Origin of the sequence: Pseudomonas sp. TH37 (genome assembly GCF_016650735.1) — a bacterium.
Classification (GTDB): Bacteria; Pseudomonadota; Gammaproteobacteria; order Pseudomonadales; family Pseudomonadaceae; genus Aquipseudomonas; species Aquipseudomonas farris.
The window spans coordinates 562,358-585,310 of the sequence record NZ_JAEKFD010000003.1; the positions used below are offsets into that span (position 1 = coordinate 562,358).

A 22,953-nucleotide genomic window follows, 5' to 3' on the forward strand; every position below is an offset into this window, starting at 1 on the left:
CTGCGGTACGCGTTGAACTTGCATCCCGGCTTGTCCATATCCATTAGTAAAACCTTCATTAAGCTGTAAAATGCTGCGCTTGGTCGATAGGGTAATTCCCGAATCGGTTCAGACTGACTCTGTCAGAAGCCACGGCTGATTTTGATGGCTTTTGCATTCATGGATTAGACAGTGCGCGATTGGCGGCCCTGTCAGCAACTTAAGGGTATGGTTTCGCGTGAAAATTCTAGTAACCGGCGGCGCCGGGTTTATCGGCTCGGCAGTCATTCGTCATATCATCTCCAACACTACCGACTCCGTCGTTAACGTTGATAAACTGACTTATGCCGGTAACCTTGAGTCGCTGGCCGAAGCCAGCCAGAACTCGCGTTACGTGTTCGAACGCGTCGACATCTGCGACCGTGATCAAGTGGACCGTGTCCTGCGTGAACACCAACCGGATGCCATCATGCACCTGGCCGCAGAGTCTCACGTTGACCGCTCCATCTCCGGTCCGTCTGAATTCATCCAGACCAACATTATTGGCACTTACACCTTGCTGGAAGCTGCACGCCACTATTGGGCGGCACTGAATGAAGCGCGGAAAGCCAACTTCCGCTTCCACCATATTTCCACCGACGAAGTCTACGGAGACCTCGAAGGTCCGGAAGACCTCTTCACCGAAACCACGCCGTATCAGCCAAGCTCGCCGTACTCGGCCAGCAAGGCCAGTTCCGATCACCTGGTTCGCGCCTGGAGCCGTACCTACGGCTTGCCGACTCTGGTTACCAACTGTTCGAACAACTACGGTCCTTGTCACTTCCCTGAGAAGTTGATCCCGCTGATCATTCTCAACGCGCTGGAAGGCAAGCCGCTGCCGGTCTATGGCAAAGGCAACCAGGTCCGTGACTGGCTCTACGTCGAAGACCACGCCCGCGCACTTTACAAAGTCGTGACCGAAGGCGTAATCGGTGAGACCTATAACATCGGCGGCCATAACGAGAAGCAAAACATCGAAGTGGTGCATACCCTTTGCGCACTGCTCGACGAACTGCGTCCGGATTCTGCTCATCGTCCACACGCCAGCCTGATCACCTACGTTCAGGATCGTCCGGGCCACGACCAGCGCTACGCGATCGATGCCAGCAAAATCCAGCGCGAACTGGGTTGGACACCGGAAGAGACCTTTGAAACCGGCATCCGCAAAACCGTCGAGTGGTACCTCAGCAACACTGAGTGGGTAGCTCATGTGAAGAGCGGCAGCTACCAGCAATGGATCGACCAGAACTATACGGATCGTTCGGACAAGGTATGAAAATCCTCCTGTTGGGAAAAAACGGCCAGGTCGGCTGGGAGCTGCAACGTTCCCTTGCACCGCTTGGCGAGTTGATCGCCCTGGATCGTCACCCGGTGGATGGTTTGAGCGGCGACCTGTCTGATCTTGATGCATTGCGTGCGACGATCCGTCAGGTCAGGCCCGACGTTATCGTCAATGCTGCCGCTTACAACGCCGTGGATAAAGCCGAGTCCGAGACGGAGCTGGCCGACCTTGTGAACGGTCAGGCAAGTCAGGTCATGGCTGAAGAAGCCGCATCCTTGGGTGCCTGGCTGATTCACTATTCGACCGACTATGTTTTCAGTGGTGAAGGCCTGACGCCATGGCAAGAGACAGATGCCGTCGCTCCGGTTAATCACTACGGCTCCAGCAAACTGGCCGGCGAGCAAGCAATTACTGCCTCGGGCTGCAAGCATCTGATCTTCCGCACCAGCTGGGTCTATGGCGCGCGCGGCAACAACTTTGCCAAGACCATGCTGCGCCTGGCTAAGGATCGCGACATCCTGAGTGTCATCGCCGACCAGATCGGCGCCCCCACCGGCGCAGATCTGATCGCTGACGTGACGGCGCTCGCCATTCGGCAAGTCTTGCAGCGTCCTGAACTGGCGGGCTTGTATCACTTGGCGGCCACCGGCGAAGTGTCCTGGCACGGCTACGCCAGCCATGTGATCGGTTTTGCCAAGGTCAACGGTGAAGAGCTCGCCGTCACGGCAATCAATCCAATAGATACAATGGCCTACCCAACACCGGCGCGTCGCCCTCTGAACTCACGGTTGAATACTCAGAAGCTGCGCGACAATTTTTCTCTACACTTGCCGGATTGGCAAAGTGGTGTCACCCGAATGCTTATGGAAGTCCTGAATAAATGACCACGACAAATCGTAAAGGCATCATCCTCGCTGGCGGTTCGGGCACTCGTCTGCATCCGTTGACCCTCGGCGTGTCCAAGCAGATGCTGCCGATCTACGACAAACCGATGATCTTTTATCCGCTATCAGTGCTGATGCTCGCAGGTATGCGAGAGATTTTGATCATTTCCACTCCCGAAGACTTGCCTTGTTTTCGCAAATTGCTGGGTGACGGTAGTCTGTACGGCATTAAGTTGACATATGCGGAGCAACCTAGTCCGGATGGCTTGGCACAGGCTTTCATCATTGGTGAAGAGTTCATCGGCAAAGACCCTTGCTGTCTGATTCTGGGTGACAACATTTTCTACGGCCAGCACTTCTCAGACAACTTGCGTTCCGCAACGGCCAGAAAGGAGGGCGCAACTGTATTCGGTTATCACGTTTCTGACCCTGAGCGATTCGGTGTAGTTGAATTCGATGCCTCGGGTCGTGCTTTGAGCATTGAAGAAAAGCCAGTAAAGCCTAAATCCAATTACGCGGTCACCGGACTGTATTTCTACGATAACGATGTAGTTGAAATCGCTAAGAGCATTAAACCTTCAGAGCGGGGTGAACTGGAAATCACCGATGTCAATCGGGCTTATCTGGAACGCAAGACACTCAGCGTGGAAATGCTTGGACGCGGTTTTGCCTGGCTCGACACAGGCACGCATAACTCCCTCTTGGAAGCCAGCCATTTCGTTCACACCATCGAACAGCGCCAAGGCCTGAAAGTGGCTTGCCTGGAGGAAATTGCATTCAATAATGGTTGGATATGCCCAGAGCAACTACAGACTCAAGCTGATAAATTAATAAAAACTGGATATGGGCAGTATTTACAAAAAATTCTAGATGAGGGACGTCACTCGTGAAGCTCCTTCAAACTTCTTTACCTGATGTAGTTGTTCTAGAGCCTGTGATTTATGAAGATTCGCAGGGTTGGTCTATGCAGAGTTTTAATGAACCTGCATTTCACAAGGTACTTAAAAAGGCCGGTTTTTCGGTGCCGCGGCCTCTAATTCAGGATAACCATTTCTGTTCAAAGAAGGGTGTGATCCGAGGCTTGCATTATCAGCTTCCTCCCCATGCCCAAGGCAATTTGATCAGGGTAGTAAATGGTTCAGGTTATGTTGTGGTCGTCGATGTACGTCGCGATTCTCTGACATTCGGAAAATGGGTTGGCGTTGAGCTAGATGCTGTTAGTCAGCGCATGTTGTGGGTTCCCGAGGGCTTCGCACACGGCTTCGTTGCCTTAGAGGATAATACGCATTTTTTCTATAAGACAACCAATGATCACCATAAGGAATCGGAGCGAAACGTCAGGTGGAATGACCCGAGTATAGGTATAGATTGGCCTAAATTTACGGAAATATCCATTAGCACTAAAGATGAAGTTGCTCCTCTCTTAAAGAACAGCGAGCCACACTCTGAGTTTCTTCAAGGCACTACCGAGTTAATGGATCTAAAGGTAATTGGTGATAAGCGCGGAAGTTTGATCGCTCTCGAGCAAGGCCTAAATATTCCCTTTGCGATAAAGCGGGTTTATTATATATACGATACTCTCTCTGATGTTGGTCGTGGTTTTCACGCGCATCGGCGTTTAGAGCAAATGGCAATTTGTGTATCTGGAAGTTGTAAAATAGTAACCGATGATGGAGTCACCAGGCAGCAGATAGGCTTGGATTCAGCGAGTAAAGCCTTGATCATACGCAATATGATATGGCGTGAGATGCATGAGTTTAGTAATGATTGCGTCCTTCTTGTGTTGGCCAGTGAACCCTATGATGAGTCCGACTATATTCGGGATTATGATCAATTCATTAAGGAGGTGAGTTGTGGAAAAAAATAAAAAGCTAGTAATCGCTGGGGCGGGCGAGTTAGCAATGATCGCCTATGAATATTTTACGTATGACTCTGCTTACGAAGTTTGTGGATTCGCCGTTGAGCGAGACTATATCGAAAGTGATACACTTTATGAGTTGCCTATCGTTCCCTTTGAGGATATGCAGCAACAATTTCCCCCTTCCGAGTTTGAAGTGTTTGTGGCGATTCCCGCGTCACAACTCAATCGCTTGAGAACGCGTTTGTATCAGAGCGTTAAAGAGAAAGGCTACACCTGTGCCACCTATATCAGTTCTCGCGCATTTGTATGGCGGAATGCGAAAATAGGGGAGAATTGTTTTATATTCGAAAATAATACCGTGCAACCTTTTGTTGAGATTGGGAATAACGTAATTCTTTGGAGCGGTAATCATATCGGTCACCGCTCGGTGATTGAGGATAACTGCTTTATTTCCTCGCATGTGGTTGTTTCGGGCTATTGTAGAATCGGGGAGTCTTGTTTTTTAGGGGTGAACTCTACGCTTAATGATCATGTGACGGTCGCACGGGACTGTATTGTGGCTTCCGGTTCGTTAGTATCGAAAGACCTGAAAGAGCCTGAGCGTATTTATTATGGTTCTCCAGCAAAAGAACTACCTAAGAAAAGTTCACTCAGCGTTAAATTGTAGAGGAAGGCGTCATGAAGTGGAACAAGCTAGGTCATGTCTTTTCTCCAACCGGAACTAACGATTGGAAGAAAAATTCTGCGCTGACGCCTACACCGATTCTACTGAACGATAATGTAATCCGTGTATATGCAGGGTTCAGGGATGAAGAGGGTGTTAGTAGGATTGGTTATGTGGACGTCGATGCGCAAGACCCTACTAAAGTCCTCAAGGTTTCTGAGGTTCCAGTTTTGGACCGGGGGCGAGACGGGTGCTTCGATGACAATGGCGTTATTCTAGGTGACATTGTTAGATGTGGTAACGTCCTGCGGATGTACTATGTTGGTTTTCAAATAGTTAAGCGTGCAAAATTTTTAGCATTCACAGGATTGGCGGAAAGCACTGATGGTGGCGAGACATTTTCGCGTGTTTCTGAAGTGCCTGTCATGGACAGGGCTGAAGCCGGAACAACGATTCGTGCGATCCATTCTGTTCTGTTCGAGGACGATGTCTGGAAAGTATGGTATGCGGTGGGTGACTCTTGGACATTAATCAATGGCAATCACTACCCTGACTACAATATTTGGTACACAGAGTCTGTCGACGGCCGAATATTTAACCAGCAAGAGTTGTTATGTATAGATGTGGAAGGAGATGAGTATCGGATAGGGCGGCCCTCAGTATACAAAGTAAAAGACAAATATTATATGTTTTATACTAAGGGCGGCACATCCGGTAGTGACTATTTTCCAGGTGTGGCCGTATCCAGCGATGGGAAGCATTGGGAACGTCGTGATTCGAGCTTTGGTTTGACACTTTCTGAAAGTGGCTTCGACTCTGTGCATCTTTGTTATCCAAGATTAGTCACTGCAGCAGAAAAGACGTTCTGTTTTTATAACGGAAATAATATGGGGGCAGAGGGGTTTGGTGTGGCGGAGTTGTTGGAATGGTAGTTTGCGAGTTTTATTCAGCCACCAGAAAAAACGAGTGGGATAGTTTTGTTGTAGACTCCAAGACTCCATTGTTTCTATTTAAAAGAGACTTTATGGAGTACCACTCGGATCGATTTATTGACGCCTCATTGATGATTTATGAGGAAGAAGTACTGGTCGCTGTGTTGCCTGCGTCTCGTAACGAGGATGTTTTGGTCAGCCACGGTGGTTTGACATACGGCGGCTTGATTCTGTCTCAAAAGGTAAAGGCTGAAACTGTTCTAGAAAGCGTTGAAGCTATGATGCTTTTTGCTAGATCTCACAAATTTAATAAGATTTTATACAAGGCTACTCCTTACATATTTTCAATTCATGGTGCGCAAGAAGACCTGTACTCATTGTTTAGAGTCGGAGCTGAAATTGTTCGTAGGGATCTGTCGAGCATTATTTTCCTAGATCGGCGATTGAAGCTTTCCAAAGGCAGAAAGTGGCTTATTGCTCGGGCAAAAAAGAATAATTTAGTTGTGACTGACTCCAATGACTGGGGTGAATTTATTGGTTTGCTGAATGGTGTGTTAGAGAAACATGGGGCTGTAGCAGTTCATACGCCACAAGAACTTGAGTTATTGTCATCTCTTTTTCCTGAAAACATATCTCTCAGAATCGTCAAGTCTGAAGGAAAGTTGCTGGCTGCGACCTTGCTTTTTAAATTCGGTACTGTCGTCCATACTCAGTATTTAGCGACAAACTCCGAAGGCAAAGAGGTGGGGGCGTTAGATTATCTTATTGAAGCCTGTATTCAAGAGAGCCTAGACAGCGGATTTAAGTATTTTAGTTTTGGGGTGTCTACTGAGAATGGTGGAAAATACATCAACTCAGGTCTGCTTGCTCAAAAAGAAAGTTTCGGTGCCCGTGGTATGGCAATTGATTTTTATGAGATTAAACTAAATGATTAATTTTCTTGACTTGAAAAAAGTAAATCAGGCCTACGCTGTTGAATTGAAAGAAGCCTGCGCAAGAGTTATTGACTCTGGTTGGTATATTGGTGGTCAAGAACTATCAAAATTTGAGCAAGAATTTGCAACCTATTGTGGTTCTCAGCACTGTGTTGGTGTTGCTAATGGGTTAGATGCTTTGAGTTTGACCCTCAGAGCCTGGAAGGAAATGGGTAAGCTGGAAGACGGCGACGAGGTAATTGTTCCCGCCAATACTTATATTGCCAGTATTCTGGCGATCACAGAAAATGGCTTGGTGCCAGTTCTCGTTGAGCCCGATGAGCATAGCTTCAATTTGTCACCTCAACGTGCAGAGCGCGCGATAACCAATCGGACTAAAGTCATTTTGGCGGTGCACTTGTATGGTCAACTGGCAGAGATGCCGTCACTGTGCGCGCTGGCAAAAAAATACAACCTATTGGTGCTAGAAGATTCCGCTCAAGCTCACGGTGCGAGCATTAATGGCCGCAAGGCAGGTACTTGGGGAGACGCTTCAGGGTTCAGCTTTTATCCAGGTAAAAACCTTGGGGCTCTCGGTGACGCAGGGGCAGTCACAACCGACGATGTTGAACTGGCGTCTGTTGTCCGTGCACTAGGCAACTATGGAAGTTATAAAAAATATGAAAACCAATATAGGGGTGTGAACAGTCGTTTGGACGAAATTCAAGCGGCAATGTTGAGAGTTAAATTACGTCATCTGGATCGTGAAATAATAGTGAGGAAAACATTGGCTAATCAATATATAGCCAATATTGATAACGCTCTGATTCAGGTTCCATCACTTGCTCTTCAAGAACAGCATGTATGGCATTTGTTTGTTGTGCGTAGCGAAAGGCGTGATGAGTTGAAAAGCTATCTGCACGGCCATGGTATTGAAACGCTGATCCACTATCCTATCCCGCCACACAAACAAAACGCTTATAGAGCCTTGGCTTCGGAACATCATCCAGTAACGGAAGCTATACACCGGACAGTATTAAGCTTGCCGTTAAGCCCAGTCACTTCTGCTGCTGAAGTCAGTATGGTAATCGACCGTTTGAACGCCTTTTCTTAAAAACGTTGTGTTTTAGCTTGGCCGGGGAATAAGTTAGCTTTAGAAGGGGCTAAAGCTAATATTTTTACAATGCTGCGTTAAATGGTTTTGATTTTGAATATACTAAAAACTGGTTTGCTAACCTCTATCGCTACAGTTGCTCGATTACTTTCGGGTTTCTTGGTGATGAAGTTTGTAGCGATTTTAGCTGGGCCTGAAGGCGTTGCACAACTCGGCCAGTTTATGAGTCTCACAGCCTTACTGGTTGTATTTTCGGGAGGAGGAGTTGGCGCAGGTGTAGTCAAGTATTTGGCGGAATACCGTGAGCAAAATATCTCTCTACAAATACTATTAAACTCAGCATTTTGTTTTTCCCTCGCCTCGTCGTTAGTGATGTGTGTAGTGGTGCTCACTTTTAGCGAGCATTTGTCGATTTGGTTGCTTGGTGATCTGCGCTATAAAAGTCTGATTATCGTACTAGCGTTCGCACAGATTTTTGTAGCACTGCATAATTTAATTATCGCAATCGTCAATGGCATGATGGATGTTAAGCGTCTTGCTGCGATACACGTAGGAGGGGCCGCTCTTGGGGTGCTCGCCCCATTGGTATTGGGCTATTATTATCAGTTGTACGGTGTGCTTCTGGCTTTTTTGTTGGCTCAAGCGAGTCTGTTGTTTGTTAGTTTTATGTTTTATAAGAAAAGTGACTATTTCAACTGGAGTTATTTTACTCTAGTCTGGGATGTTGAGATGGTTAAAAAGCTGTCACATTTCTCGGTGATGACGTTAACTTCAGCCCTTCTCGCTCCAGCAGTCCAAATTGCTACTCGAAATATTTTAGCTGAAAAATTTTCCTGGGAGCAAGTCGGGTATTGGCAGGCGGTTAGCAAAGTATCGGAAGCCTATTTGCTGTTCATAACCATGGCGATCAGTGTTTATTATCTTCCCAGGTTGTCTGCAATTATAGATAAAAAGTTGTTCATTTCTGAAATTAGAACTGCTTATCAATACTTGATCCCAATTGTTATTGTATCAGCGTTGGGTATATATTTTTTTCGTGATTTCATTACTCAGGTGCTGTTTTCTTCCGAATTTTCGAATGCGCTTTATCTTTACGCTCCGCAACTGCTCGGCGATGTCATTAAGGTAATGTCTTTTATACTGTCTTTTATAATGCTCGCTAAAGCCATGACGAAATTATTCATATTCTCTGAGGTGTTTTTCAGTCTGACCTATGTGGCTTGGGTGTATTTTTTGACGGAGCACTTCGGACTGGTTGGTGCGATGTACGCTTTTGTTGTGAATTACGCGATTTATTTTGTATTCAGTTTTGTGGTTGCTCGTCGGTTTATAGTGAGTATGAGGTGAGGAAGGTCATTGTGGTAATGGCATTTAGGTCGAAGATTATTGCTCGGCCGAGATAATTGATTTTATGATGATTACTAGTATGTATTATTGTAAAGTGTTTTTTAGCAGTGATCATTGTTTAGGCGGAGTTAGCATCTCTCAATGTGGGATTTAGAATTATTCCGATTTCCTGCTCTTGGTAGTGGTGAGGCTAATGCCTCAGCCGTTTGAATACCTGTTGGCTAGGGATGTTATTGAGCGATCGGTGATCGAGAAGGGAGGTCTTGTTGGATATGGTTAAAATTGCTGTACTATTAGCTGCCTATAATGGCGTTAAATGGTTGCCTGCACAGGTTGAATCAATTCTTCAGCAAAAAAATGTTGATGTAAATATTTTTATTAGCGTCGACTCTTCTAGCGACGCAACAGAGGCATGGGTTAGCGAACTGGCGTTAAATAATACCCAGGTCAAAGTTCTTCCTCACGGCGAACATTTTGGTGGGGCGGGTAGAAATTTTTATAGGCTTATCCGTGACGTAGATTTTTCTGAATTTGATTATATAGCTTTAGCTGATCAAGATGATATTTGGTTAGCCGATAAGTTGAGCGCTGCTCACGAGAGGATTTTGGAATCGTGCGCTTCGGGTTATTCCAGTAATGTAACTGCATTTTGGTCTGATGGGCGGAAAGTCTTGCTTGATAAAGCACAGCACCAACGTAAGTATGATTTTTTGTTCGAGGCAGCTGGGCCTGGCTGCAGCTATGTTCTTAAAGTGTCTGATGCGCTTGAGTTCAAGCGATTTGTAATAGCGAATTGGTCGCGTGTATGTGAAGTATCTTTGCATGACTGGTTGGTGTATGCCTGGTTTAGGTCAAGTGGTCTGAGTTGGTACATAGACCCGGTCTCTCATATGCTCTATCGTCAGCATTCAAACAATCAATTCGGCGCTAATACTGGTATTAAAGCTCTCGTGGCCCGTTTGTCTTTATTGCGAAGCGGGTGGTATCGTGGCGAGGTCAGTAAAATTTCAGGTTTATTGGCAGATAAGGCCCAAGGATTACCGGCTTCCTTGCTCAAGCAGGGTAAGATTCCTTCCTCTTTTTTGATTCGCAACTGGGCTAGCTTGCGTCGTCGATTTCGCGATCGAGTTTTTTTGTTGGTAATGGTTGTTCTGGGGATTTATTAGGTATGAGTTGAGCAGTGGCCTGACTTTTTGTGACTTTCACCCCTATGCTCTTAGGTTAAGCGGTATTGAGTGTTTGACATTAAGGTTTTTGAATGTTGGAAGAGCTATCCCGCTCTTCTGGCAGAAAGTCAATTATATATCGATCAAAATATTGGCGCGCAGGCGGGTCGTTTTGAATTTTCAGCAGGGCGTTGAAATCTTGAGTAGAATTTTTTGGGATGTATAATCCTATCGAAATCTTTGCGAATCAATGAGATTTCGCATGTTAATAACTTACGCTCTTGTGCAATCGAGTTCACTTGTATCAGCTGGGGAAGCGGCTGAAATCTGCTGCGGAGCAATAAATGGAGCATAAAAAATAATGATTCAGTGGCTGTTCCTTCCTTTCGTTATTCTCCTGTCTTTAACGCTGACTGAGCTGTTGAGGCGTTATGCCCTTGCGCGCAGCATTATTGATATTCCAAATGCTCGAAGTTCTCATTCGGTTCCAACGCCTCGTGGTGGGGGGGTAGCGATTGTTTTGGTTTTTCTCTCGTGCCTGCCATTTTTGGCATGGATGCAGTTGGTGCCGGGCACTACGTTGGTCGCGGTAGGCGGAGCTGGAGCATTGATCGCAGTGATCGGATTTATTGATGATCATGGTCATGTCGCCGCTAGATGGCGCTTATTAGGACATTTCGCTGCCGCTGCCTGGGCATTGTTTTGGCTGGGTGGTTTACCTGCGATCGTCATTTTCGGCTTGAGTATTGACCTGGGATGGTTTGGGTACGTTCTATCTGCGCTTTACTTGGTATGGATGCTAAATTTGTACAATTTTATGGATGGGATCGATGGCATCGCCAGTATCGAAACGATCTGCGTATGTATGGGGGCCTGTTTGCTTTATTGGGTAAGTGGTTTTGATAGCATGGTTTGGCTTCCCCTTTCACTCGCTAGCGCTACTGCAGGTTTTTTGTTTTGGAATTTTCCGCCTGCGCGAATTTTTATGGGCGATGCCGGAAGCGGGTTTTTAGGGGTTGTATTGGGAGTGATTTCCATTAATTCTGCCTGGGCTTCTTCACAATTGTTTTGGGCAATGTTGATTTTGCTTGGCGTGTTCATCGTAGATGCTACTTTTACTTTAATGCGTCGTTGTGTGCGTGGTGACAAAGTCTATGAAGCACATCGCAGTCATGCCTATCAGTTTGCATCTCGACGCTTTGGTAAGCATTTACCGGTAATACTGGCGGTCGCAGCTATCAATGCGTTTTGGCTGCTCCCAATTGCCCTAAGTGTGGTTTTGCTAGGAATGGACGGTGTGTTCGGTCTGATTTTGGCCTACTTTCCTTTAATAATTCTGGCGGTGAAATTTCACGCTGGTGAATTGGAAAATGCCGACGGCCTCGGTGGTGGTAAGATTTAACGGATTGCTAAGATAAGTTTTTGTCGACAAACATAGACATGCATCATGTAGATATAGTGATGCGGCTAGGTGAAGCTTGTCGCAAATTTACGGGCATTATTACTAGCATCAACTGCTTGTTCAAAAACAATCCTCGTGAGTTATTGCTTGGGCTGTCGCGCCGTAAAAAGCGACAGCTTCAAGTTTCAATCGACGTCGTATACGTGTAACTGCCTCATCAATTTGCGAGCGACCAAGGACTCCGGCACCTTGCAGACGTTCGATGATTCCCACCGATTCATCGACACTCTGATCATCAGGATTGATACTCGTGATGCCTCTGTTTTCAAGAAAGTAGCGCTTCGAACCCTTAATCAACTCCGCGTACGGCTCCTGTACTGGCTTAGCCACAAATACGATTGCTGTCTGTAGACCATTGCGGTCTTGACCCAGCTGTAGGTCGGGAATCTGACCCTTGGCGCTGACCTCAAGTACTCCTGTAAGGTTGCCTACACGGAAAACCATGAAATATCTCAGTGCGGGAGACTCGCAAGGCACCGCGAAACGACTAAAAGATCAGCTTTCCGCAGCCCTCACAGAGGCAAAAGGCGCTCGCATAAGAAGCCTGGATGGACTGAACCTGATGCAGACAATTGTTTCAAAGGGGGACCCTTCGGTTGACTCTCTGCAAGCCATAGTATATAAAATACGATTATTCAATTAGGCCTTATTTCGGTCGCAACAATGTCCGGAGGACGTATTGGTACCTTTAGTATCTTACATCGTACCTGCTTACAATCATGACCAATACGTTCAATGTTGCCTTGATAGTATTTTAGCCGATGTTTATGGCAATAAAGAAATTGTAATCATTGATGATGGTTCTACCGATAACACCGCGAAGGTGATCGAGCAATGGCTGTCACGCCATGCCGAGAGCATAAACGTTATCTATAAGAGTCGCCCAAACAAAGGTGTAACGGCGACTATAAATGAGCTCACAAGTTTGGCAAACGGCGATTTTCTCAGGTTGGGCGCCAGTGATGATTATTTCTTGTCGGGAGGCAGCCAAAAGCTGGTCGACTATTTGCTAAACTGCCCGGATAAGTTGGCTGTCATTGGTGACTCCATCGTTGTCGACGAGCATGGCAAAGTGATCCACGACAGCGGTATGACCGGCTTGCACCGAGCGAACAAGCAAAGATACCTATCGGAGAAAGGCATTATAGCGTCGGTTATTAGCGACTGGGCGGTTGCGGGCCCTGTCCCGATGGTGCGTAGAGCATTCGTTACCGACGGTGAAGGCTGGGACGAGGGGCTACGGATTGATGATTGGGATTTTTTTCTCCGGATTGCGGCACAAGGTGGGCTGGGCTTTATCGATGAGCGCGTATGTGCATACCGAGTACACAACACCAATACCTGCCGGACTCCCGACGTCGTGTCCAGAATCAGGAATCTCGAAGAGTCCGGAAAAGTAGCAAAACGGCACATCGCAAAATTCCACGGTCCTTATAAAAAAATGCTTCAAGCACAGTGTTACTTGGTCGACGCAAAGGTCGCATTTTTAAAACACCAGTGGCTCAAGACGTCATTTTATATGGCAGGATATTTTGCATTTAACATTGCGGGGGAGTTGCAAGGCATGAGCAACTCTAAAAAGGGCGGCGTGTGAAAGATTTTCATCGGTCTCCCTCGATATTTTTCTCATTGCCCTTGCTGGGCAGTTGCATTATTGCGCTGCTTACATTTGAACTGCCTAAGGGTTACGGCGTCGGTATTTCGATTTTGATGGTGGTCGCCGTCTTGGCCATAGTGTTCGATTCGATACTAGGTATTCGTTTGCCCGCGCGCCGCGCACTACAACTCGTGCCCTTTGATCGCTCGCCCGAATGCTATTGGGTGAAGGTGTTGGCTTGGTCGGTGCTGGTGGCCTGCATCCTCGACTTGACCTTATTTCCATTGCCATTACTTAATCCTGAGATCTATGCCAACTTCGACGGAGGTCGATCGCATGTTCGACATATCTCGAATATGTGCTGGGTACTTCCCATTGTAGGATTGCTTTGCTACCCAGACAAACGCATCAGAGTTCTTTTCATTGCTATAGGACTGGCATTTCCTGTTCTGGTACTGGACCGAAACCGGCTTTTTGCCTCGGTGTATGGATTGGCCGTAACCATGGTCTTTTTCTCCAAGCGGCAAATTCCCTGGAAAACCCTGATTGCCAGCTTGCTAGGGGCACTGCTTCTTTTTGCTAAATTGGGGCAATTTCGTTCGGGGCGCCTTGATTGGGTGGCATTACCTTTCAGCGACTTCTATGTCGCGGCTTCAGCCGGCTTTAAATGGATTTTACTCTACATTGGTGCGGGAATTTATAACTTTAGTTCCATAATGGCCAAAGGTTACATCGACTCAGATTTCTTGATTAATCAATTGGTCCCCCAGGCAGGCGGAGTAGAAACCTTGGGATCTACTATCCCATTTGATGAGCCTGTCATTAACGTTGGAACTGAATACTTTCCCTTCCTGATGGCGTGGGGGTCTGTGGGGGCGGTGGGTGCGGCGTTGTTTTTGTACCTGTCGCTAGTCGCGTCCGTTTATTTCTTCAGGAAGCGCCCAAATATAATCTCGTTCTTGATATTTTTACGCATCAGTTACTGTTGTGTGATGGCAGGCTTCGCTCCCCAAGCCTACACTTGGACCAATTTGGGCTTCATTGCGTTGTGTCTACTCATGCAAATCTTTACATACCGGGTGCCCTTAATAGCCCTATCGAAATATGACAGAAAAAGCTAAGCCTGAGTCTGATTTATGCAGCGGGTGTGACAGCTGTACTCACACGCACCTGTATTTCAGTACAATACATCCCGAATTTATTTGTGCCAGTAGTGGCACGGTATTCTCTTGCACCTTGGCGTTATCGAGGTGGAGGTCGCATCGTATGGTGGCAGATCAATACGACTCCACGTATTTGCGCAAAAATTTAGCGGAACCCGGCCCTTTTTTATATGGTTTTAGATGATCGCTTCTGGTCGTCCGACAGCTGGGCCAGCTTGCTCCTGCAGATGTGCAATTTGTCCGCGAGCTTATGCTGGGTTTGCATTTCCTGTGTCTTCTCAACAGTCTTGGGAAGGGCGCGGATTATCGAGTTCGGACCAGATAGCCTAACTTCAACTTACGCGAGTGATGCTTTATGCACGACCCTGAAGTGAAAAATGATGTGGAAGCTTTTACATTTGTGTCATTGCTGAAATTTTTGACACAAGGCTGGAAATTTATCACTGCCGGCGCTGTTTTGGGCTTAGTGGGAGCTAGCGCCTATTTATGGGTTACCCCATCAGAGTACGAAGCCTCTGCGATAATAAAAATGGCTGAAAACCGTGGGTTGGATGGTGACGGCACTCCGATTTCAAACCAGATCGAATCTGCAACTTCAGTCATCGCGCGGCTGAACAGCCCTGCTGCTTATTCGGGCGAAGTCCTGCGTGAGTGTGGCCTCGACGATGTGCCAGAGGCTAAACAGCGGATGACTAGGCTGGCTCGGTACACCGCCGAAGGTCAGCCAGCTTTCCTTATGGTCAACGTCCGAGCTCGAGGCGCGGAGCTTGCTTCAAAATGCGCCGAAGGTATCTTCGAGTTGGTTCGCCAGCAACAGGATGTCTTAAGCCAACCCGGCCGGGAACGTCTTTCGCAAATGGTTGCTGACCTTCATAAATCGAGACAAGCTCATTTAGACGCGCTAGGGGGCGGGGGTGGGTTGGCAGAGGGAATGGCTATCTACCTCGCGCACCGAGATGCCATCAACAAAATCGAAGCTGTATTGCGCAGGTACGAATACGCATTGGGTTACATGCCTACGCAGTTGATTTCTGTTTATCCTATTCCTAAAGCCGTATTCCCGCGGCAAACACCCGTTATTCTTTTGGGGCTTATCACCGGGTTGCTGGTGGGGCTTTTGGCGGCTTGCCTGAGGCGCGTTGGCAAAAGCTGAAAGCATGTTCCAGTCGCAGGGCTGGCGCATGACAGTTTAGCTAAGGGGGGTGCATGAAGATATTTGTGACAGGAGCCTCCGGGTTCATTGGCCGTAACTTATGCGAGCAACTTTTGGCTGAGAGGCATGAAGTTGTGGCGCTGCATCGTAGGCCTCCGGAAATCGCTTGCGGCGAAGTAGTGCTTGGAGAGCTCGACGACATCGGAGCCTGGTCAGACCGACTGGAATCAGTCGACTGCGTCATTCATCTGGCGGGACGGGCACATGTGAAAAATGCCAATGAGCAAAACCCGCTGGAGGCGTTTCGGAAAGTCAATCGAGATGCATGCATTCGACTAGCTGAGGTCTGCTTGTTACGTGGTGTACAGCGGTTTGTTTTCATTAGTTCCATCGGTGTGAACGGAAATGAAACACACGGAAAGGCATTCACTGAGCTGTCACCAGCAGCCCCCCACGCTCCTTATGCGATTGCCAAGCACGAAGCTGAAGTGGGTCTGACTTCCTTTTTTAAAGACACGCCTACCGAACTGGTGATTATTCGCCCACCGCTGGTGTACGGGGCTCACGCACCGGGGAATTTTCGGCGTCTATTGAAACTGGTCGCCAGCGGTGCGCCGATGCCGTTCGCTGGGGTAGCCAACAGGCGCAGTGTTATCGGCGTTGAGAGCCTTTGTAATTTCATCTTGCTCGCTGCACAACATCCTAAGGCGGCGGGGGAATTATTCCTGGTCGCTGATGAGCCAGCAATATCCACTGCTGCTATGGTGCGAGCACTGGCGCGAGGGATGGGTAAGCGAAGTATACAGTTGCCTGTTCCGCCAGTATTGCTGAAGACATTGTTCTCACTGGTAGGCAAGCAAGCACTTTATCAGCAGCTTTGCTGTTCACTGGAAGTGGACAGCTCCAATGCCCAGCGGACGCTGGGCTGGATTCCCGAACGTAACGTCGAGGAAAACCTTCGGAAAGAGAGCGCCAGTTACCGAGGTTTGTAGTCTTGAAATCGGTGGGGTTATGGAGCGCTTACAGTAAATCTGCTTTTACGCTGCTCGTCCTGAGCGCCGGAACCGGCCTATCGCGCGCTCAGATTGTCCATCGCAACGTCCGCCACGATTAACCCACATTAGTCTAATGGGTCGCACAAACCTGTCAGTAGATCCTGGATGTCGTTTTTTCCTGTTACGACGATGCTTACCTACGTACAATGGACTTAAACGAGTTCAAGCAAGGGAGTAGGGCGTTTTGGGGCAAGGCTATATGGATAGGCTGAGGATGTTTTTGCTGGGACTTCCGCGTCGGCAGAAGCGGTTAATCCAAGTGTTCACAGACGTTATACTCGTTTGGGTAGCACTGTGGATGGCGTTCGTGGTGCGTTTGGGGATTGATGAGATGATCAATCCTTTCAAAATTCCTATATGGCTATTCGCCTGTGCGCCAGTTGTCGCGATTCCCTTGTTCATACGGTTCGGCATGTACCGAGCCGTAATGCGGTATTTTGGTAACGATGCCCTTGTTGCCATCATTAAAGCGGTCAGCCTTTCCTCGCTGATCCTGGCTTTGATAGTCTACTGGTACAGCAATCACGAGGCAGTTGTTCCCCGGTCTGTCATTTTCAACTACTGGTGGTTGAGTCTCGTCATCATCGGCGGCCTGCGCCTATGCATGCGCCAATATTTCATGGGCGACTGGTTCACAGCCGCCCAGCACGTTCCTTTCACAAACCGTGATGACGGTTTGACCAAAGTTGCTATCTACGGCGCGGGCGTAGCAGGCAACCAACTGGTAGCAGCATTGCGTATGGGTCGTGTCATGCGACCGGTCGCATTCATCGATGACGACTCCAGCATTGCCGATCGCTCCATTTCCGGTTTGCACGTCTACAAACCCAAACACATTCAGCAGATGATCGATGTCACTGGTGCCCAGGAGATCCTTCTTGCGCTGCCGTCTTCGACCCGCGCTCGGCGCCGGGAAATTCTCAATGTACTGGAAGGGTTTCCGTTACACGTGCGCAGCGTCCCCAACTTTACCGATTTGGCCAGCGGCCGCGTGAAGGTTGAAGATATTCGGGAAGTCGATATCGCCGACTTGCTAGGTCGCGACTCGGTGCCTGCGCAGCCTGAGTTGCTGGAACGCTGTATCCGCGGTAAAACGGTCATGGTAACAGGCGCTGGCGGCTCGATCGGGTCTGAACTGTGCCGACAGATTTTCGCCCTGGGACCCACTACGCTGCTGCTGTTCGAACACAGTGAATTTAATCTCTACAGCATCCTGTCCGAACTTGAGCAGCGCAGTTGTCGAGAGTCGTCTGCGATTCGGCTGTTGCCAATTCTTGGGTCCATCCGTCATAAAGAAAAGCTTCTGGATGTGATGAAAACCTGGCGTGTCGACACGGTCTACCACGCTGCCGCCTACAAGCATGTGCCGATGGTCGAGCACAATATTGCTGAAGGCGTGCTGAATAACGTAATTGGAACGCTCAACACGGCTCAAGCGGCACTACAGGCGGGTGTGTCCAATTTCGTGCTGATATCGACCGACAAAGCGGTCCGTCCAACAAACGTAATGGGCAGCACCAAGCGTCTCGCCGAGTTGACATTGCAAGCGCTGAGCCGCGAGATTGCCCCCGTATTGTTCGGCGATAAGATGAACGTTTCGCACGTCAACAAAACACGTTTCACGATGGTTCGTTTCGGCAATGTCCTTGGCTCGTCGGGTTCCGTCATCCCGCTATTCCATAGCCAGATCAAGTCGGGCGGACCGCTGACGGTTACCCATCCAAAGATCACCCGCTATTTCATGACCATTCCTGAAGCAGCGCAACTGGTAATCCAGGCAGGCTCCATGGGGCAGGGCGGCGATGTGTTCGTGCTGGACATGGGCGAGCCGGTGAAAATCGTTGAGCTTGCGGAGAAAATGATCCATTTGTCGGGATTGAGTATTCGTTCGGAGAAGAACCCGCACGGCGACATTTCTATCGAGTTCACTGGGTTACGTCCAGGCGAAAAACTGTACGAAGAGCTGCTGATTGGCGAAAACGTATCGGCTACGCAGCACCCGATGATTATGAGCGCGAACGAAGATCACCTTGCCTGGGACGTCCTGAAAGGTCGTTTGATTGACTTGTTGGCGGCAGTTGATCAAGACGACTACTCACGTGTTCGCCAACTTCTGCGCGAAGCAGTCAGCGGCTACACCCCTGACGGCGAAATCGTCGACTGGATTTACCAACAACGTCGCCTCGAACCCTGATTGTTTCACATCTCGGTGGAGGAGTTTTGGAAGCGAAGGGGATCGGGAAAGCGATTTTGGATAAGCGTCGCGAATAAAATCGTGGTGAGCTAAGCTTGTAGCTCAACACCAGGGCCGGTCATTGACCGGCCTTTTTGCATTCTGGTGGTGGTGACGGTGCAGCCCCTTCCAGCGGCGGATTTAAAGTTACGACTATGATATCTCGATTAAATGATTGACCAGTCAGCAAACCGTGTACTTGGTTTTCGCCAGATTGAACATACCATTGCGAGTGCTGACGCGGATCTTCTTGCAGGGTGAATCTTGAGTGCGGACTATTCCGTGTTACGCATCATGTCGATGGCCTTTACATCCTTGAAGCACTCGGGTTTTTAGCTCATCGAGGTCGTTCAGTACCCAAGCCCGGTGTGCCAGCCCGAGCAGTGGTGTTTTTCACCGCGCCACGCTATTTCACAATAAACCGAGCAAGTAGGAAGGTGATCGGCAGGGTGATAACCACAACTAGGAGCGGAGCTAGGGTGATGGGGATAGAGAGCTGTTCAACAGCGATGTATATCAAGCATAAACCACTTAGGTATTGAACGATGTAAACAAGCGGGAACGAAAGAAGCTTTTTCAGGGAGAGGGGTTCGTTGAAGACGTAGCGCGCATTGAGAACGTACGAAATTACGATACTTAAGGCATACGAAAGAGAATAAGCATATGTGTATACCATCACTTGAATAAACACTAGATAGAAAATATATCCGGCGCCGGTATTGATGCAGCCAACGATAAGAAATTTAATGAATTCGAAATTAAAGAATTTCTTCTTCAATAACTGCATGAGGGTGTCTGTTGACCTCATCAAATATCCTCCAAATATATTCGCTCATTACACCAAGCATTACTATGATCAGGCCCAACAGGAAGGATACGAGGGTGGCCAGTGTCGCAAACCCAGGCACTTCAACCTTGCCAAACAGAGCACTCAGCACCACAACGGTGCCATAAGCGAAGCTACCCAGCGACACTATCAGGCCTATTGCCGAAATCAGCCTGACCGGAGCGAAGGAAAACGAAAAAATGGAGTCGATAAGCAGCTTCCATTTTTTTCCGAAAGTCCACCTGGATTTTCCATGCTCACGAGCCACGCGAACGTAAGGTATTTTTTCGGGGGTGAACCCTAGCCAAAATGGGAATAGAGGGAAGTTGATATGCTTGCCACTGTCTTTAAGGTAGGGCAGAAGCTGGGCGTCCATGAGAGCGAGGTCAAAACCATTTTTCGGATAGCTTGCCATTACGAACTTGCGCAATAGCTTGTAATACACTGCTGAAAATATTTTTGACCCCAATGGGTCTTGTCGATCTGTGCGCTCACAGATGATGTACTTGGAACCGTTTTTCCAGCGGCTAATCATTTCCGGGATAAGCTCTGGCGGGTCCTGAAGGTCAGCGGCCAAGAACAGAAAACAATCCCCAGTGATGTAATTGAGGCCAGTTTTTACCGCACTGATGGCTCCGAAATTACGACTTAGCTTGATCACTTTGCTGCCCGGGCGCGTAATCACAAACTGTCTGAGCAAATTCAGTGAGTTGTCTTGGGAGCCGTCGTCGACGAAAATGAGCTCCAGCAGCATGTCTTGTTGATTAAGTAATTGCTCTATATAAAGAAGTTTGCTGAATAGATCCGGCAAGGAGCCTTCGTTAAAATAGACAGGTACCACAATGGATAGCGTTTTCATCGGATCATACTTCCTGTGTAGATGTGCGCACGGGTGAGCTGGACGGTTGGCGCAGCAATGTAAGCAGGCTAATGAAGCAGAGCAGCGTCACAGCGAGAAAAACACCATACATCTGGTGAGAGATCCACGGGCCGGAATACATGTAGAGCATCTGGTCCGGGAATGTCTGGAAGTTACCCGTCCAAGGGCCGACATTTATACTCAGCCAGAACCTGGACAGGATCAGTGCCATGCCTGCGACGGCATAGGTAAGCCACCAGTCGACCTTGCGCTCATCCCCCAACTGGTTCAGTGCCTGGCACGTCAGCATTGCAAGAGCCGGCCAGGCATTGAGGAACTGACGTGATTCGGAGCCGATGGACAGGAAGGCAAACAAGGCGATGAAGACACTGAGGCCCAGGCCTTCGGCTTTTGCCTGCGCAGCGATACGCGGCCAAAGCAAGATGGCGATCATGTAAAACGGACCATAGTGCATCGCGTGCGCAACGACGTTGATCAACGGGTTTGACAAGGATGCCTGTGTAAACAGGCCTAGATAGGTGGTGATTGTGAGTGGGCCAGGCGTCCGGTCGGAAAAGTGAAAGACTATTGCTTTGACCGAGACGTACAGGAGGATGCCCACTACCACTGGAGCCACCTTGATGTACCTGGATGCTCGCAGATAGGCGGGCACGTCGATCATCGGCTTCAGCGCTAAGTAAATGTAGGTAATGAACAGAATTATGCTGAGTGGAAGAATCTCTTTCTTGAAAACGGTTGTGCCTAAGGATTGTCGTAGACCATTGGCATATAGGTAGGCGGCAAGCGCAATCAGGGAGATGGCAACCAGCAATGCTAACAGGTGGCTATGCAGAGAGGGCGGGCGGTTAGCGACGCTGGCCCTACCTAGCATGATCATCGGTAGTGCACCGTAAAGCATCGTGGGCCATACAAAGCAGCAGAGGAAGCTGAGCACTACCAAAAGGGTGAAGCGATTTTTGATGTAGGCATAGAAAATACCCAGGCCTAGGACGTAACCGGAAATATCTGTCAGAGTTGGGTTATATGATAGATTGGTGAGTACAGGGTAATTGAAAAACAGTGCGCTGAAGCCCAGGAAGTAAATAGGCACTCGCCATTGATAATGTCGGCCGATCAGGATGAGTAGTCCGGCTGCAATGACAAGTAGGCCGACATTGAATAAGTAGAAGGCGTGAATCACTCGAGGGGTTGAAGTTATATCATAGCCCAGTAACTTCGTGGTGTTATGAATGATGATGGAGGGGAGAAGACGGCCGATATAATACTCGGACACTGTGTGACTGTTAAGTATCTCTATTGAATCGCGTTGCGCCCAATCAGCATAGGCAGCGCCGTCCCAGCCTAGGCCATCGTTGTGCTGAATTCTTTCACCGTGATTGAAATTAAAAGAGAACCAGAACACCATGAACAGGACCCCCACACAGCCCATTAGTGCATGGCGGTCAATACCAGATAACTTATTCATTTCAATGTATTTTTCTTATGGTGCACAGCCGGCAGGCCGCGATTACGAAGTTTATCCACCAATAGAGGAGGCGTGTATTGTGCATTGGGTATTTCGCGCTGTTTTGGACATCATGTGGATATAACCCCCACTCACTGAATGTTTTTCACGGCTCAATGCATTTTTCAAGAACTGGTAACATTATCAGAAAGGGTGTAGCTTAATCAAGTGGGGTAGTGGCCAGCGTTGTATCTAGAATAAATCTTTGAGAAAATAGCTGTGGTATTTAGGTCATGCCACTCTCGGCCGCAAACAGATGAGCTCACAAGAGTTAGCCTAGGCCTCTCTGGCCTTCTGCCGACCCAGCACCATCTCTTTCGCAAGAGCAATTTCACTGCGACGCCTCTCTCTTTCATGCATGAATTCCCGCCGAATTCTGATCTTGTCCCCTTCCTTCCTCACATAATCAACGAAAACTAACCGCCCTTAAGGCCGCCATTTTTGACTGTCTGTTGGATTGAGCACAGAGCCGTTGAAGTTATCGACAACTTATGGGCTGCCTTAGACACCTTCGACAGGAAAGAAGAGTTCATCAATCTGACGCTTATGATGCTGATGGCTCTGGAGTGCTGCAGCTTTGCTCAACAGTTTCCCTGCCACTTGCATGGCAGTCAGCGCCGCTATGCCTTAATTAGGTGGTCAATCAGCGACAGGGGCGATAATTGACCGGCCTTTTTGAAAATACGCTAGGCATGGCGCGTCGTGCGCAAGAGCCAGCGAGCCACGTGCCCTCGCGCGTCCAACTCCTGCGTGAAAACCGTCAGCGGTTACAGCCCCGATGGCGAAATCGTCGACTGGATTCACCAGCAACGCCGTCTCGAGCCCGGATTGTTTCACATCCTGTAACGGACACATTTTTGACAGCCCTAGTACATCGCCTAAGTTTAGGAGGCAGCTT

The 22,953-nt window shown here is 48.4% G+C and carries 21 protein-coding genes; 17 read left to right on the forward strand and 4 right to left on the reverse strand.

What is annotated here, in order from left to right; translation table 11 throughout:
- The first annotated feature begins 217 nt into the window (after positions 1-217).
- The 11 genes from rfbB to JFU11_RS11860 all read left to right on the forward strand — a co-directional run bounded on the left by rfbB (position 218) and on the right by JFU11_RS11860 (position 11,584).
- Complete coding sequence (gene rfbB, locus JFU11_RS11805) at positions 218-1,294, forward strand: dTDP-glucose 4,6-dehydratase (RefSeq protein ID WP_123723145.1); 1,077 nt, start codon at positions 218-220, stop codon at positions 1,292-1,294.
- Positions 1,291-2,184 (forward strand): dTDP-4-dehydrorhamnose reductase, encoded by an 894-nt coding sequence (gene rfbD / locus JFU11_RS11810; protein WP_123723146.1) that lies wholly within the window; start codon positions 1,291-1,293, stop codon positions 2,182-2,184. The genes rfbB and rfbD overlap by 4 nt, the downstream gene beginning before the upstream one ends.
- A complete protein-coding gene (gene rfbA, locus JFU11_RS11815; RefSeq protein WP_123723147.1) occupies positions 2,181-3,074 on the forward strand; it encodes a glucose-1-phosphate thymidylyltransferase RfbA in 894 nt (297 codons plus the stop codon). Before rfbD ends, rfbA begins: the two co-directional genes overlap by 4 nt.
- Complete coding sequence (rfbC, locus tag JFU11_RS28320; RefSeq protein WP_123723148.1) at positions 3,071-4,051, forward strand: dTDP-4-dehydrorhamnose 3,5-epimerase; 981 nt, start codon at positions 3,071-3,073, stop codon at positions 4,049-4,051. The genes rfbA and rfbC overlap by 4 nt, the downstream gene beginning before the upstream one ends.
- Positions 4,038-4,712: an acetyltransferase gene (locus tag JFU11_RS11830; RefSeq protein WP_123723149.1), complete on the forward strand. Its 675-nt coding sequence runs from the start codon at positions 4,038-4,040 to the stop codon at positions 4,710-4,712. Before rfbC ends, JFU11_RS11830 begins: the two co-directional genes overlap by 14 nt.
- Before the next feature lie 11 nt (positions 4,713-4,723).
- A complete protein-coding gene (locus JFU11_RS11835; RefSeq protein WP_201060670.1) occupies positions 4,724-5,641 on the forward strand; it encodes a hypothetical protein in 918 nt (305 codons plus the stop codon).
- Positions 5,642-5,733: 92 nt separating this feature from the next.
- A complete protein-coding gene (locus tag JFU11_RS11840; protein WP_201060671.1) occupies positions 5,734-6,576 on the forward strand; it encodes a GNAT family N-acetyltransferase in 843 nt (280 codons plus the stop codon).
- Positions 6,569-7,669, forward strand: coding sequence for a DegT/DnrJ/EryC1/StrS family aminotransferase (locus JFU11_RS11845; protein ID WP_201060672.1), 1,101 nt, complete (start codon positions 6,569-6,571; stop codon positions 7,667-7,669). The genes JFU11_RS11840 and JFU11_RS11845 overlap by 8 nt, the downstream gene beginning before the upstream one ends.
- 81 nt (positions 7,670-7,750) lie before the next feature.
- Positions 7,751-9,016: an O-antigen translocase gene (locus JFU11_RS11850; RefSeq protein WP_201060673.1), complete on the forward strand. Its 1,266-nt coding sequence runs from the start codon at positions 7,751-7,753 to the stop codon at positions 9,014-9,016.
- Positions 9,017-9,288: 272 nt separating this feature from the next.
- Positions 9,289-10,182: a glycosyltransferase gene (locus JFU11_RS11855; protein WP_201121296.1), complete on the forward strand. Its 894-nt coding sequence runs from the start codon at positions 9,289-9,291 to the stop codon at positions 10,180-10,182.
- Positions 10,183-10,543: 361 nt separating this feature from the next.
- Positions 10,544-11,584 carry a glycosyltransferase family 4 protein gene (locus JFU11_RS11860; protein WP_201060675.1) on the forward strand — a complete coding sequence of 347 codons (1,041 nt, stop codon included), beginning with the start codon at positions 10,544-10,546 and terminating at the stop codon, positions 11,582-11,584.
- A gap of 120 nt (positions 11,585-11,704) precedes the next feature.
- Here JFU11_RS11860 and JFU11_RS11865 read toward each other — a convergent pair whose 3' ends face one another.
- Positions 11,705-12,088, reverse strand: coding sequence for a hypothetical protein (locus JFU11_RS11865; protein WP_123723155.1), 384 nt, complete (start codon positions 12,086-12,088; stop codon positions 11,705-11,707).
- A 235-nt stretch (positions 12,089-12,323) separates the two neighbouring features.
- Here JFU11_RS11865 and JFU11_RS11870 point away from each other — a divergent pair, with 235 nt between their 5' ends.
- From JFU11_RS11870 to JFU11_RS11890, 5 genes are all read left to right on the forward strand, one after another.
- Positions 12,324-13,238, forward strand: a complete 915-nt coding sequence (locus tag JFU11_RS11870) for a glycosyltransferase (protein ID WP_123723157.1) — start codon at positions 12,324-12,326, stop codon at positions 13,236-13,238.
- Positions 13,235-14,362, forward strand: a complete 1,128-nt coding sequence (locus tag JFU11_RS11875) for a hypothetical protein (RefSeq protein ID WP_123723158.1) — start codon at positions 13,235-13,237, stop codon at positions 14,360-14,362. The genes JFU11_RS11870 and JFU11_RS11875 overlap by 4 nt, the downstream gene beginning before the upstream one ends.
- 397 nt (positions 14,363-14,759) lie before the next feature.
- The gene (locus JFU11_RS11880) at positions 14,760-15,557 is read left to right on the forward strand and encodes a Wzz/FepE/Etk N-terminal domain-containing protein (RefSeq protein ID WP_123723159.1); all 798 of its coding nucleotides are present in this window, start codon (positions 14,760-14,762) and stop codon (positions 15,555-15,557) included.
- A 53-nt stretch (positions 15,558-15,610) separates the two neighbouring features.
- A complete protein-coding gene (locus JFU11_RS11885; RefSeq protein ID WP_201060676.1) occupies positions 15,611-16,549 on the forward strand; it encodes an NAD-dependent epimerase/dehydratase family protein in 939 nt (312 codons plus the stop codon).
- A gap of 262 nt (positions 16,550-16,811) precedes the next feature.
- The gene (locus JFU11_RS11890; protein ID WP_123723161.1) at positions 16,812-18,806 is read left to right on the forward strand and encodes a nucleoside-diphosphate sugar epimerase/dehydratase; all 1,995 of its coding nucleotides are present in this window, start codon (positions 16,812-16,814) and stop codon (positions 18,804-18,806) included.
- Positions 18,807-19,251: 445 nt separating this feature from the next.
- Here JFU11_RS11890 and JFU11_RS11895 read toward each other — a convergent pair whose 3' ends face one another.
- From JFU11_RS11895 to JFU11_RS11905, 3 genes are read right to left on the reverse strand one after another with little or no spacing between them, the layout of a single operon-like run.
- The gene (locus JFU11_RS11895) at positions 19,252-19,653 is read right to left on the reverse strand and encodes a GtrA family protein (protein WP_201121291.1); all 402 of its coding nucleotides are present in this window, start codon (positions 19,651-19,653) and stop codon (positions 19,252-19,254) included.
- Positions 19,604-20,530 (reverse strand): glycosyltransferase family 2 protein, encoded by a 927-nt coding sequence (locus tag JFU11_RS11900; RefSeq protein ID WP_123723163.1) that lies wholly within the window; start codon positions 20,528-20,530, stop codon positions 19,604-19,606. Before JFU11_RS11900 ends, JFU11_RS11895 begins: the two co-directional genes overlap by 50 nt.
- A 4-nt stretch (positions 20,531-20,534) precedes the next feature.
- A complete protein-coding gene (locus JFU11_RS11905) occupies positions 20,535-22,016 on the reverse strand; it encodes a hypothetical protein (RefSeq protein ID WP_148710225.1) in 1,482 nt (493 codons plus the stop codon).
- Between the two features lie 741 nt (positions 22,017-22,757).
- Between JFU11_RS11905 and JFU11_RS11910 the strand changes: the two genes are divergently transcribed.
- On the forward strand, positions 22,758-22,901 hold the full coding sequence (locus JFU11_RS11910; protein WP_201060679.1) for a hypothetical protein: 144 nt from the start codon (positions 22,758-22,760) through the stop codon (positions 22,899-22,901).
- Positions 22,902-22,953 lie beyond the last annotated feature (52 nt).

Bases quoted from the DNA above. Each gene is read 5' to 3' on its own strand.
- rfbD (WP_123723146.1), top strand. From the start codon at position 1,291: ATGAAAATCCTCCTGTTGGGAAAAAACGGCCAGGTCGGCTGGGAGCTG.
- rfbA (WP_123723147.1), top strand. From the start codon at position 2,181: ATGACCACGACAAATCGTAAAGGCATCATCCTCGCTGGCGGTTCGGGC.
- JFU11_RS11835 (WP_201060670.1), top strand. From the start codon at position 4,724: ATGAAGTGGAACAAGCTAGGTCATGTCTTTTCTCCAACCGGAACTAAC.
- JFU11_RS11840 (WP_201060671.1), top strand. From the start codon at position 5,734: ATGGAGTACCACTCGGATCGATTTATTGACGCCTCATTGATGATTTAT.
- JFU11_RS11845 (WP_201060672.1), top strand. From the start codon at position 6,569: ATGATTAATTTTCTTGACTTGAAAAAAGTAAATCAGGCCTACGCTGTT.
- JFU11_RS11850 (WP_201060673.1), top strand. From the start codon at position 7,751: ATGGTTTTGATTTTGAATATACTAAAAACTGGTTTGCTAACCTCTATC.
- JFU11_RS11855 (WP_201121296.1), top strand. From the start codon at position 9,289: ATGGTTAAAATTGCTGTACTATTAGCTGCCTATAATGGCGTTAAATGG.
- JFU11_RS11860 (WP_201060675.1), top strand. From the start codon at position 10,544: ATGATTCAGTGGCTGTTCCTTCCTTTCGTTATTCTCCTGTCTTTAACG.
- JFU11_RS11865 (WP_123723155.1), bottom strand. From the start codon at position 12,088: ATGGTTTTCCGTGTAGGCAACCTTACAGGAGTACTTGAGGTCAGCGCC.
- JFU11_RS11880 (WP_123723159.1), top strand. From the start codon at position 14,760: ATGCACGACCCTGAAGTGAAAAATGATGTGGAAGCTTTTACATTTGTG.
- JFU11_RS11885 (WP_201060676.1), top strand. From the start codon at position 15,611: ATGAAGATATTTGTGACAGGAGCCTCCGGGTTCATTGGCCGTAACTTA.
- JFU11_RS11890 (WP_123723161.1), top strand. From the start codon at position 16,812: ATGGATAGGCTGAGGATGTTTTTGCTGGGACTTCCGCGTCGGCAGAAG.
- JFU11_RS11895 (WP_201121291.1), bottom strand. From the start codon at position 19,653: ATGAGGTCAACAGACACCCTCATGCAGTTATTGAAGAAGAAATTCTTT.
- JFU11_RS11900 (WP_123723163.1), bottom strand. From the start codon at position 20,530: ATGAAAACGCTATCCATTGTGGTACCTGTCTATTTTAACGAAGGCTCC.
- JFU11_RS11905 (WP_148710225.1), bottom strand. From the start codon at position 22,016: ATGAATAAGTTATCTGGTATTGACCGCCATGCACTAATGGGCTGTGTG.